Origin of the sequence: Methylobacterium sp. CCH5-D2, from assembly GCF_001556475.1 — a bacterium.
Taxonomy (GTDB): Bacteria; Pseudomonadota; Alphaproteobacteria; order Rhizobiales; family Beijerinckiaceae; genus Methylobacterium; species Methylobacterium hispanicum.
This window is the reverse complement of the sequence record NZ_LSIX01000744.1, coordinates 1-11756: the sequence shown is the minus strand read 5'-3', so window position 1 is coordinate 11756 and position 11756 is coordinate 1. Positions and strand designations below refer to the sequence as shown.

Annotated in this window: 11 protein-coding genes and 1 pseudogene; 7 read left to right on the top strand and 5 right to left on the bottom strand. The window is 68.4% G+C overall.

From position 1 onward, the window contains the following. Positions 1–119 precede the first annotated feature (119 nt). The 4 genes from AX737_RS19640 (at position 120) to msrP (ending at position 5728) form a co-directional block, all read left to right on the top strand. A complete protein-coding gene (locus tag AX737_RS19640; protein WP_066924320.1) occupies positions 120–956 on the top strand; it encodes a formate/nitrite transporter family protein in 837 nt (278 codons plus the stop codon). 165 nt (positions 957–1121) lie between these two features. Further along, a complete protein-coding gene (locus AX737_RS19635) occupies positions 1122–2837 on the top strand; it encodes a bifunctional protein-serine/threonine kinase/phosphatase (protein WP_066924318.1) in 1716 nt (571 codons plus the stop codon). Positions 2838–2984: 147 nt separating this feature from the next. Continuing rightward, on the top strand, positions 2985–4679 hold the full coding sequence (locus AX737_RS19630; RefSeq protein WP_066924316.1) for an AMP-binding protein: 1695 nt from the start codon (positions 2985–2987) through the stop codon (positions 4677–4679). Between the two features lie 101 nt (positions 4680–4780). Next, on the top strand, positions 4781–5728 hold the full coding sequence (msrP, locus tag AX737_RS19625; RefSeq protein ID WP_066924314.1) for a protein-methionine-sulfoxide reductase catalytic subunit MsrP: 948 nt from the start codon (positions 4781–4783) through the stop codon (positions 5726–5728). 48 nt (positions 5729–5776) lie between these two features. Here the strand turns inward: msrP and AX737_RS19620 are convergent, their stop codons facing one another. Together AX737_RS19620 and AX737_RS19615 are read right to left on the bottom strand one after the other, a co-directional pair. Beyond that, a complete protein-coding gene (locus AX737_RS19620) occupies positions 5777–6667 on the bottom strand; it encodes a LysR family transcriptional regulator (RefSeq protein ID WP_066924322.1) in 891 nt (296 codons plus the stop codon). A 336-nt stretch (positions 6668–7003) separates the two neighbouring features. After that, positions 7004–7144, bottom strand: a pseudogene (locus AX737_RS19615) (thioredoxin-disulfide reductase); the annotation flags it as partial. Between the two features lie 145 nt (positions 7145–7289). On the opposite strand from AX737_RS19615, the gene AX737_RS19610 reads away from it, so the two are divergent. After that, on the top strand, positions 7290–8792 hold the full coding sequence (locus AX737_RS19610) for a site-specific integrase (RefSeq protein WP_066924311.1): 1503 nt from the start codon (positions 7290–7292) through the stop codon (positions 8790–8792). Between the two features lie 196 nt (positions 8793–8988). Next, complete coding sequence (locus AX737_RS19605; RefSeq protein ID WP_066924309.1) at positions 8989–9540, top strand: metallophosphoesterase; 552 nt, start codon at positions 8989–8991, stop codon at positions 9538–9540. Between the two features lie 94 nt (positions 9541–9634). Here the strand turns inward: AX737_RS19605 and AX737_RS32275 are convergent, their stop codons facing one another. Next, complete coding sequence (locus tag AX737_RS32275; protein ID WP_082773157.1) at positions 9635–9853, bottom strand: hypothetical protein; 219 nt, start codon at positions 9851–9853, stop codon at positions 9635–9637. A gap of 87 nt (positions 9854–9940) precedes the next feature. Next, a complete protein-coding gene (locus tag AX737_RS19595) occupies positions 9941–10693 on the bottom strand; it encodes a glutaredoxin (protein ID WP_066924305.1) in 753 nt (250 codons plus the stop codon). Positions 10694–10753: 60 nt separating this feature from the next. Between AX737_RS19595 and AX737_RS19590 the strand changes: the two genes are divergently transcribed. Further along, positions 10754–11176, top strand: coding sequence for a MerR family DNA-binding protein (locus AX737_RS19590; protein WP_197430641.1), 423 nt, complete (start codon positions 10754–10756; stop codon positions 11174–11176). A 22-nt stretch (positions 11177–11198) separates the two neighbouring features. Here AX737_RS19590 and AX737_RS19585 read toward each other — a convergent pair whose 3' ends face one another. Beyond that, positions 11199–11630 (bottom strand): DUF305 domain-containing protein, encoded by a 432-nt coding sequence (locus AX737_RS19585; protein ID WP_066924301.1) that lies wholly within the window; start codon positions 11628–11630, stop codon positions 11199–11201. Positions 11631–11756: the final 126 nt, after the last annotated feature.

The window sequence follows — 11756 nt, the reverse complement described above, 5'->3', positions numbered from 1 at the left end:
GTGCGGACCTCCGAGCCCACCGGCGCGTCGAACAGCACGTCGGACGGAAGACGCCCGGACTTCCGGGCGGGGTCCCGTGTCGAACCCCCGCCTCTTCCGGCCGCCACAAGGAAAACGGTATGGCTTACCTCGCGCCCTCCGAATTCGTGACCAAGATGGTCGATGCCGGAGAATCCAAGATCTTCATGTCCACCCGCGACACCGTGATCCGCGCCTACATGGCCGGTGCGATCCTGGCGCTCGCGGCGGTCTTCGCCGTCACGATCACCCAGCAGACCGGGATCCCGATCCTCGGCGCCGTCCTGTTCCCGGTCGGCTTCTGCATGCTCTACCTGCTGGGCTTCGACCTGCTGACCGGGGTCTTCGTGCTCGCCCCACTGGCGCTCCTCGATCGCCGCCCGGGCGTGACCTGGGGCGGCGTGCTGCGCAACTGGGGCCTCGTGTTCCTCGGAAACTTCCTCGGCGCGCTCACCGTGGCCTTCATGATGGCCTTCGTCTTCACCTTCGGCTTCACCGCGCCGGCCGACAAGGTCGGCGAGTTCATCGCCCATGTGGGCGAGCGCCGCACGGTCGGCTACGCGGCCCACGGCGTCGGCGGCTGGTTCACGATCTTCATGCGCGGGATGCTCTGCAACTGGATGGTCTCGACCGGCGTCGTCGGCGCGATGATCTCGACCACGGTGAGCGGCAAGGTCATCGCCATGTGGATGCCCATCATGGTGTTCTTCTACATGACCTTCGAGCACTCGGTCGTGAACATGTTCCTGTTCCCCTTCGGCTTGATGATGGGCGGCAACTTCTCGATCGGTGACTACTTCTTCTGGAACGAGATCCCGACCGTGCTGGGCAACCTCGTGGGCGGCCTCGCGTTCACGGGCCTGACCCTCTACACCACCCATGTCCGCACCGCGCCGAAGCGCGCCGTCCAGGGCGAGGCGCGCCGCCTGGCCGCCTGAGAGCCTCCTACGACACTCCCGCTGCGCCCTCGCGCGCAGCGGGAGGGCTCCCGGAGACTGGGGGTCTTGCGAGGGGCTCCAAGACGCGTTTGACCCGACGACGCGCTTGACCCGACGGGGACCCGGGCCGAAAGGGCACGGGTCCCCTCGCGCGCCGCCATCCCCATGCCGAACGACCTCAGGCTCACGCTCGGCCAGCACAGCGAGGCGGGCCGGAAGGAGGCCAACCAGGACTTCCACGGGGCGCTCGTCCCCGGGCAGCCGACGCTCGGGCTCAAGGGGGCGGCCATCGCCATCGCCGACGGGATCGGCAGCAGCGCGGTCAGCCACGTGGCCAGCGAGACTGCGGTCAAGAGCTTCCTCACCGATTACTACGACACCCCCGACACGTGGTCGGTGAAGAGCGCCGCGCAGCGCGTGATCGCGGCCGCCAATTCCTGGCTCCACGCCGAGACCCGGCGCAGCCGGCACGAGCCCGACCGGGGCTACGTCACCACCTTCAGCGCCCTCGTCCTCAAGGGCCGCTCCGCGCACGTCTTCCACGTCGGCGACGGCCGGATCTGCCGCGTTGCCGGCCGCTCCCTGGAACAGCTGACCGAGGACCACCGCCTCGTCCTGTCGGCGGAGGAATCCTATCTCGGACGGGCATTGGGTGCCGGGCCGCATGTCGAGATCGACCACGCCACGGTGCGCACCGAGCCCGGCGACGTCTTCGTGCTGACGACCGACGGCGTGCACGAGCACCTCGCCCCGGAGACCATCGCCGGCCTGATCGCGCGCCATGCCTCGGATCTGGACGAGGCTGCCCGCCAGATTATCAGACATGCCTACGCGGCCGGCAGCGGCGATAACCTGACCGCGCAGATCGTGCGCATCGAGGCGGCACCCGAGGCCGATCCGCTCGATCTCGCGGGCCGGGTCGCCGATCTCGCCCCGGCGCCGCTTCTGGAGCCGCCGACGCAGTTCGACGGCTACCGGGTGCTGCGCACGCTCCATGCGAGCCACCGCAGCCATGTCTACCTCGCGGAGGATGCCGAGACCGGCGCGAGGGTCGCCCTCAAGGTGCCGTCGACGGACGCGCGGGAGGATCCTGCGCAGCTCCGCCGCCTCGTCATGGAGGAGTGGATCGCCCGCCGCATCGACAGCCCGCACGTGCTGAAGGCCCAGCCGCAGGCACGCCGGCGCAGCCACCTCTACACGGCGATGGACTATGTCGAGGGCCGCACGCTGGCGCAGTGGATGCGCGACAACCCGAACCCCGATCTCGAGACGGTGCGCGGCCTCGTCGAGCAGATCGCGCGGGGCCTGCAGGCCTTCCACCGGCGCGAGATGGTTCACCGGGATCTGCGCCCTCAGAACATCCTGATCGACGCGTCCGGCACCGCGCGGATCATCGATTTCGGCTCGACCCGCGTGGCGGGCGTGGCCGAACTCGCCCCCGAGGAGCCGGTGCTCGGCACCCAGCAGTACAGCGCGCCGGAATATCTGACGGGCGAGCCCGCGACGCCCGCCGCGGACGTGTTCTCGCTCGGAACCATCGCCTACCAGATGCTGACGGGACAGCTGCCCTACGGGGCCGCGGCCGCCCGGGCGGTGACCGAGGCCCGGGCTCGGCGCCTGCGCTACGTGCCGCTCTCGGCCACGCGGCCCGGCCTGCCCGTCTGGGTGGACGGTGCGCTGCGCAAGGCGGTCCACCCGAACCCCGTCCTCCGCTACGAGGCGCTCTCGGCCTTCACCTACGACCTGCGTCACCCGAATCCGTCGCTCGCTGGAATGCGCCGGGCCGCCCTCCTGGAGCGCAACCCGGTCCTGTTTTGGAAGCTCGTTTCCCTGGGGCTCGCGCTTGCCCTCGTCGCCGTGCTGGCCAGCCGGAACGCATGAGCGCCACTCGACGGTTTCGCGGCTCTGTTCCGTGCGAGCGCCCGGCGCGGGTTGTCCGTGGTCGGCCGATCGCCCACTCTCCCGGCGTCTGGGAGCGACAGGAGACACCGTGGCCAGCACGAAGCCGCGGGTCCCGAGGAGGATACCGTGATCGAGAAGCAGAGAGCCGGAAAGCCCTGGCTCGCATCATACCCGCCCGGCATCCCGGCGGAGATCGACATCGACGGGCTCGGCACGCTGGTCGAGATGTTCGAGGCGAGCACCGCGCGCTTCGCCGACCGGAAGGCCGTGATCTGCTTCGGGGCCTCGATGAGCTACGCGCAGCTCGGCGCGCTGGCCCGCGCCTTCGCGGTCTGGCTCCAGGGCCAGGGCATCGCCAAGGGCGACCGGGTCGCGGTCATGATGCCGAACGTCCCGGCCTATCCGGTCGCGCTGTTCGGCACGCTGCTGGCCGGCGCAACGGTCGTCAACGTCAACCCGCTCTACACGCCGCGCGAGCTCGCAGCCCAGCTCAACGATTCCGGCGCCCGCACCCTCGTGGTGCTCGAGACCTTCGCCCATACGGTCGCCCAGGCGCTGCCGACCCTCACGCTGGACCGGGTCGTGATCGCGTCCCCCGGCGATGGGCTCGGAGCGAAGGGGGCGCTGGTGAACCTCGTCGCGCGCCACGTCAGGAAGGCCGTGCCGGCCTACAGCCTGCCCAAAGGTCTCGCGACCCGCTTCACCGATGCGCTGAAGGCTGGCCGCGGCGGGCGACCGCGCACCGTCCCGGTGGCGCAGGGCGACCTCGCCTTCCTGCAATACACCGGCGGAACCACGGGCGTGGCCAAGGCGGCGATGCTGACCCATCGCAACGTCATCGCCAACGTGGTGCAGAGCCAGACGTGGTTCCGCGCGACCGACCCGGACGGGCCTGAGCGCGTGATGGTGACGGCCTTGCCGCTCTACCACATCTTCGCTCTGACCTGCTGCTTTCTGTTCTTCATACGCGCGGGTGGCACCTGCCTCCTCATCCCGAATCCGCGCGACGCGGACGGCTTCGTGAAGACGCTGTCCAAGCACCGCTTCACCCACATGTCCGGGGTGAACACCCTGTTCAACCTGCTGAACAACCATCCGGGCTTCGCGGGCCTCGACTTCTCGCAGCTCGACTACGTGGTCGGCGGCGGCATGGCCGTGCAGAAGGCGGTGGCGGCCCGCTGGAAGGCGATCACCGGCTCGGTGATCGTCGAGGGCTACGGCCTCTCCGAGACCTCTCCGGTGGTCTGCGTGAACCCCTACGGCCTGCCCGAATGGTCCGGCACGATCGGCTTCCCCTTGCCCTCGACCGAAGTCTCGATCCGGGACGCGGACGGGATGCCGGCGCCCTTCGGCGTACCCGGCGAACTCTGCGTGCGCGGCCCCCAGGTGATGAAGGGCTACTGGAACCGGCCGGACGAGACCGCGAAGGTGATGACGCAGGACGGTTTCTTCCGCACCGGCGACGTCGCGGTGATGCAGCCGGACGGGCAGGTGCGCATCGTCGATCGGATGAAGGACATGATCCTCGTCTCCGGCTTCAACGTCTATCCGAACGAGGTCGAGGACGTGCTGGCCCTTCATCCCGGCATCCTCGAATGCGCGGTGGTCGGCGCGCCCTGCGCGGAGGCCGGCGAGATGGTCGTGGCGCACGTGGTGCTGCGCGACGCGTCCCTCACCGTGGACGCCATCCGCGCCCATGCCCGCGCCCAGCTCACCGGCTACAAGGTGCCGCGCAAGGTGCTGATCCGCGAGGCGTTGCCGAAGACCAACGTGGGCAAGGTGCTGCGCCGGGCGCTGCGCGACGACCTCCCGGCGGCGTAACCGCGCCACCGCCGCGACGAATGGGCTCCCGATTCCCGGCTTGTCCCGCGCGCGCCGCGGGACGATCTCCCGGGGCAAAGGATCGCGGAGGACGTGCCCCCATGTTGATCAAGCAGAGCCGCAGCTGGGAGATCCCGGAGAGCAGCGCCACGCCCGAATCGGTCTTCCTGAACCGCCGGGCCTTGCTCGGCGGCGCGGCAGGCCTCGCGGCGGGTGCGGTGCTGGGCCCGCGCGGGAGCAGGGCGGCCGAAGGCGGCGTCTATCCGGCACCGCGCAACGAGGCCTACACGCTCGACCGCGGGGTAACGCCGGAGCGCTATAGCGGCGACTACAACAACTTCTACGAGTTCGGCACCTCGAAGACCGTGATGCCGGCCGCCGAGGCGCTGAAGACCAACCCCTGGACGGTCAGGATCGACGGCCTCGTCGAGAAGCCGTTCGAGATCGGCGTCGAGGACCTCGTCCGGAAGGTCGGGCTGGAGGAGCGGCTCTACCGCCACCGCTGCGTCGAGGCATGGTCGATGGCCGTGCCCTGGACCGGCTTTCCCCTGTCGAAGCTGCTGGCGCTCGCCAAGCCCGCCTCGGGGGCGAAGTACGTGCGCTTCGAGACATTCCTCGACAAGGCGATGGCGCCGGGCCAGCGCGCCTTCTTCTATCCCTGGCCCTACACCGAGGGGCTGACGCTGGCAGAGGCCGGCAACGACCTCGCCTTCGTGGTCACGGGCATCTACGGCAAGCCGCTGCCGAAGCAGTTCGGCGCGCCGATCAGGCTCGCACTGCCGTGGAAGTACGGCTTCAAGTCGATCAAGTCGATCACGAAGGTCTCTTTCGTGGCCGAGCGGCCGAAGACCTTCTGGGAAGGGCTGCAATCCTCCGAGTACGGCTTCTGGGCGAACGTGAACCCGGCCGTGCCGCACCCGCGCTGGAGCCAGGCCACCGAGCGCGTGCTCGGCACCGATCAGCGCGTCCCGACGCTGATCTTCAACGGCTACGGCGAGCAGGTCGCCGGCCTCTACAAGGGGCTGGAGAAGGAACGGCTGTTCGTCTGACGCCGCGCGTCGCCCTCCCTCCTCCGCGGGGGAGGGGGGCCGCGTGCTTCAGTACGTCCAGCGCTGGGCCTTCGCGACCAGGAAGTCCCGGAACGCCTGGACCCGAGCCACGGTCCGCATCTCCTCGGCATAGACGAGGTAGCTGTCCAGCGTCGGCATCTCGCTGTCGCGCAGCACCTGCACCAGGGCATCGCCGCCATCGACCGCGTAGTCCGGCAGGATGCCGATGCCGCAGCCGGTCTCCATCGCCTTCTGCAACGCCGCCACGTTATTGACCGTGAAGTGAACCGCGCGCCGCTCGCGCCCCTCGCGGCCGATATCGGCGAGGTAGTGGGCGGCCAGCAGGTAGGAGGGCTCGTTGCCGCCGAACGAGATCAGGCGGTGGTTGTCGAGGTCCTCGAAGGTCTTCGGCTCGCCGAAGCGCTTGATGTAATCCGGGCTCGCGAAGGCGTGGTAGTGCACCGTGAAGAGCCGGCGCTGGATCAGGTCCGGCTGGGCCGGACGGCGCATGCGGATGGCGATGTCGGCCTCGCGCATGGCGAGGTCGAGTTCCTCGTTCGTGAGGATCAGCTCGATGCGGACATCCGGATAGAGGTCGAGGAACTCGGCCACCCGCTGCGAGAGCCAGGCCGAGCCGAGGCCGACGGTCGTCGTCACCTTGAGATCGCCGGAGGGCCGCTCGCTGGTCTCGACGAGGCGGGCCTTCGTGTTCTCGAGCCGGAGCTTCATGTCGCGCGCCGCGCGGAAGAGCAGGTCGCCCTGCTCGGTGAGGATGAGCCCGCGGGCGTGGCGGTGGAACAGCGGCGCCTTCAGCTCGCGCTCCAGGGCGCTGATCTGACGGCTCACCGCCGATTGGCTGAGGCCGATATCGTCTCCGGCCTTCGTGAAGCTGCCGGCCTCGGCGACGTTGAGGAAGATCCGGATCTTGTCCCAATCCACGGCGAGCAACCCCCACCAGCCTGACATGCCCGCGCGACGGCGGGCCCCGAAGGACGACGGACGGCACGGATCGACGCGGTCCCGCGTCCATGTCCGAACCGCAGGGCCGCTCTGCGGCCCTGTCGTCAGCACATAACTCATGCGTGCAGGACGCGTATCCGCGCAAGGGATGCAGAGAGGTTTTTGTGGGTCGCTCTGGGAATTCGGTGGACGGTGGACCGGAAAACGTCCACGCGCCGCGATCGGCGTCCGGTCAGGCGCTCCGGATGCCGCGGACCCCGCCCCCCCGCGCGGGGTGACCGAACATCGGGTATCTGGGTGCCAAGCCGACCGATGTCACTCGGCCGCCGCCTGCTGCGGCTGCTCGCCGATCTCGAGGTTGGCCAGGTACTTCTCGGCCTCGAGCGCGGCCATGCAGCCCATGCCGGCCGCGGTGATCGCCTGCCGGTAGACGTCGTCGGTGACGTCGCCCGCCGCTTCTCTAAACCATGATAGGCGGCATATTCAAATTTCTCATCCTCATTTCGCTTACCATGCCAACATACTCATGGGTAACGGTTTTTCGTTACTCCTAGGCCTGCGATAGCCCTCGAAGGCAGATGCACATTCAAGATTCCTATTCATGGCCCTGAAGCATCTCACCCGCCTGGTCGTACCCCGGGGAAACGGCTCGCGTGAGGAGGTATTCCTCAACGACGACGGCTTGGAGGTCGAGCCCCTGAACCGGTTCCGCAGGCACCTGCAGGACCGGCGCAATGCCCCCACGACCGTCGCGCGCTATATGGACGCTGCGGCGCGCTTCATCGACTTCCTGATCGAATGCGGCGTGTTCGGCCGCGCCGTTCGCCCCAGCCAGATCTCGGATGCGGTGCATGCCTACCCGATTTTCCTCAGCAAGGGAGCGAGCATCGATTGGCCGGAACTGCCTGGCTTGGCCGCCTACGCCGAGGAGGTGGGTCTCGTCCATGGCTTGGCTCGGAACAGCTTCGCCCCTGTCCTCGCCGGCGTGAACCGCTTCCTTGTGCTCGCACGGGACGAGGCCATCCGTGCCGAGGCGGCCATGCGCGAACACGGCATCGCCATGGACAGCGTCGACCTGTCCGTTACCTTCTCCGCCATTGACGGCACCGTGGCCCTGTCGCGGCGGGAGCGTGAGCGTCTCAAGCAGCAGACGGTGCTTGGGGGCGTCATCCGCATCCGACACGAGTTCAAGCGGCCCCTCGTCCTGCGCAGCCCGATCCGCGGTGGGCAACAGGTCGACCTGGAGAACAAGGAATTCCCCCTCGACCGCCTCGCTGACCTGCTGGATGCGGCGCGCTCACACCGCGACAGGGCGCTCTGGTCCCTGCTTGCCGGAGGGGGGCTGCGACTACACGAGGCGCTGAACCTACACCTGGGTGACATGGACCCCGCGACGCAGGAGGTGTGGGTCGTCGACCCGGCGAACAGGCGCTTCGGGCGCGAAATGACCGATAGCCAGAAGCTCCGGTTCAAGGGACGGACGATGAGCCGGGTCTACATGTGGGAGCCCCTGCGCACCGTGTTCTGGGAAGCGCTGGGCTCCTACCTCAGGTCTGAGTTCGTCGGCACGAACGACGACGACAACGTGTTCCTCTTCAAGAAGATCGACGGAGCGGGCCGGGGGCAGCCACTCGTGCGCGCCAGCGACACAGCGCTTGAGAAGCAGTTCAAGTCCGCGGTCCGGCGGGCGAAGGTACCAGGTCCGCGGGAGGCGCCCACACACCTCTTCACGCCTCACTCCCTGCGGCATAGCTACGGCGTGTACATGCTCAACCACATCCCCGTCCCCGGTGGGCCCGGCCTGAAGGCGACCGAGGTGCAGATGCTGATGGGCCATGCGAGTGTCGAGAGCACCCTGATCTACGCCCGCCATGACCGCATCATGCTGGAGGCCCAGGTCGAGGCGGCCAATGAGCTTGTCTTTGCGGGGTCGAGTGCCACGGACCTCGCGCTCGACCTCATGCCGCAGGGCATCGCGACCCGGCTGCGTCAAGCCGCAGACAGGATTGAGGCAGACCAACGTCAGGACGCCGGCAGCCGGCAGCTCGGACGGCCGCCGCGCGTGCAGACCGACACCCTTCGGAAGGACCGTACCGACCGGTGACACGTGTTCCGGCGCCCTTCATGGCCTGGAAAGCAGTGGACGCAGCCCGGGTCTCGACTTGCCGCAAACGGCGTCCGGTGCGATCCACCACCCGAGGAGACCAAACGCCATGATAGCCGCGCCGAAGCCCGCCCACGACTAGATCCAGGAGCGCCGCGCGAGCCGACGAGCCTCCAAGCGGAACGGAGTCTCGAACATGGCTAGGACATTCTTCACTTCAGACACGCATTTCGGCCATCGCAGCCTGCTCAGCGCCAAGATGCACAGGCCCCGTCCTTTCTCCTCCATCGAGGAGCACGACGAGGCTCTGATCCGCGCGTGGAACGCAGTGGTACGCCCGGATGACATCGTCTGGCACCTCGGCGATTTCGCCTACAGATGCGACCTCTCCTATGCCGCCGGCATCCGGGCGCGCCTGAACGGTCGCATCCGTCTCATCCGCGGCAACCACGACGACCTCGGCGAGCAGCTTGAATGGAGCGGACCGGTTGTCGATGTCCAGCGCGTCTTCGTGCAGGACCCGGGCATGCCGAAGCCCCAGGCCCTCTGGTGTAGCCATTACGCCCACCGGAGCTACCCACACGAGCACCATGGTGACCTGCACCTCTACGGCCATTCCCACGGTAGCCTGCCCGGAACCCGCACCAGCCTCGACGTGGGCGTCGATTGCTGGGATTGGGCCCCCGTGCGGCTAGAAGCTATCCTGAAGCGGATGGCCGCGACGCCCGTGACCGACCCAGCCGCCTGACTTCAGGCCCGGGCGACGATCCCGGACAAATGCCCGAGCCGCCTCGGCGGAGAGGGTTCCGCCGCGTCGAGTACGAGAGCGACCCTGGACTGCCTCAGCCGCGCTTGGTCATGTTCATGGACATGCCCTCGCAGCAGCAGCTGCCCTTCTTCCCCTTCGTGGCGCCGTGGTTCATGGCCATGCCGCCCTTCGGCCCGGCCTTGCCGCACATCATGGCGCCCTTGCCCTTGCCGCCGCCGCAGCAGGACATCGCCATCGCCGGGGACGCCGCCAGCAGCAGCAGGGTGGCCGAGGCCAGGACGATCCGCTTCATGTTCACTCTCCAAACCGTGGAATTCGACGACTGTGCCATGGGTTAACCCTTCCCGTGTTGGGAAGGTCAAGGCGCTCGCAGGGCCGGTCAGTGGCTCATGGCCAGCATCCAGACGGCCATAGCAACCATCATCACGTTCTCGGTCAGCGAGACGAAGCCGAGGGGCACCTTGCTCGACCCGCCGACGCAGGCGCACTTGATCTCGCGCTTGTCGACGTAGACGGCCTTGAACACCGAGACCGCGCCGACCGTGCCGATGAACAGGGCCACCGGGATGGAGAGCCAGTTCAGGGCGCCCGCCACCATCAGGACGCCGGCGAGGCCTTCCAGGAAGGGGTAGGCGTAGGCGTAACGCACCCAGCGCTTCGCCAGCAGATCGTAGCCGAGGAACATCGACGAGAACGTCTCGACGTCCTGCAGCTTGAGCAGCGCGAGCACGCACATGCTGAAGCCGATGAACCACTCGGCGGCGCGAACGGTGAAGGGCGTGCCGTAGACGGCGTGGCTCGCGGCCCCGGCCATCAGCGCGGTCATCGCGAACACCGCCACGACGGGCGTGTAGGTCGTCGCGTTCGGATCGGCGACGGCCTTGCCGAAGTGGCGCCGCAGGTCGTCGTAGCCTCCGACGCGCTCGCCGGCGACGAAGGTCTGCGGGGTGGTCTTCACCCCGTGCTCGGCCTTGAAGCGGTCGGTCTCCTCACGCGTCGTCAGCCAGCGGTCCTCGACCTGGAAGCCCTCGCGTTCGAGGAGGTCCTTGGCCTTCAGGCCATAGGGGCAGGTGTGCTGGGGCATGACCATGCGGTAAAGCGTGGCCTGCTTGGGTTGAAGGGTGGAAGCCATTGGTGCAGCTCTCGTTTTGTCGGGTTTTCCCTGAGCTGCCCCTGATATAAGGTCCGTACCATGGTACGGAGTCAAGGCATGTCCGGGATGACCATCGCCGCCCTGGCCCGGGAAGGCGGCGTGGGGGTCGAGACGGTGCGCTACTACCAGCGCCGCGGCCTGCTGGAGACGCCGGAACGGGGCGGCGGCCCCGGGCTCGGCGGCATCCGGCGCTATGGCGGGAACGACGCGCGCCGCCTCCGGTTCATCCGCTCCGCCCAGGCCGCCGGGTTCACGCTGGAGCAGATCGCCGAGCTCATCGAGCTCGACGCCACGGATGACCGCTCCCGGGCCCGGGACCTCGCCCGGGAGCGCTTGGCGGCGTTGGATGCCCGCATCGCGGACCTGCAGGCCGCCCGAAGCGCGCTCGCGCGGCTGGAGCGCGCTTGCGACACCGGTGCGGCCGGCCCTTGCCCGATCATCGAGGCGTTCGAGCAGCCCTAGCCCGCGGAGCGGGCGCCAGGCGTCACTTGCCCTTCTTCTTGAGCCAGGCCTCCATCTCGGAGATCTCCTTCTCCTGGTCGTCGATGATCTTCTGGGCCATGGCCTTGGTCTCGGGGTCCTTGGCGTGCTTCAGGGCGACCTGGGCCATGGCGACCGCGCCCTTGTGGTGCGGGATCATGTGGGTGCGGAAATCGACGTCGGCGTTGCCGGTGTAGGGCACGTGCATGTCGTGCATCATCGTCATGTCGGCGGCCTTGAAGTCCTTGGTCGAAGCCGGGTCCTTCGGGTCCGGCTTCATCGCCTGGATCATCTTCATCATGTCGTCGTCGTGCGTCGCGGACGGGTTGCCCGGCATCGCGTGGCCGCCGTGCGAGTGCGTGCCCTGGGCCATGGCGGGCCCGGCGAGGCCGGCCGACAGGAGGGCGACGACGGCGAGGGTGCGAAGGTAGGTCATGGGCTTTCCTCTCTGGATGGGGGTCAGTTGAACTTGCCGCTGGCGGTCGCGCCGTCGGGGCCGGTGAGCTGCACGGCGCCCTTCGGACTCGCGCCGAGGGCGGTCGCGGCCTTGCCGGTGAGGCGG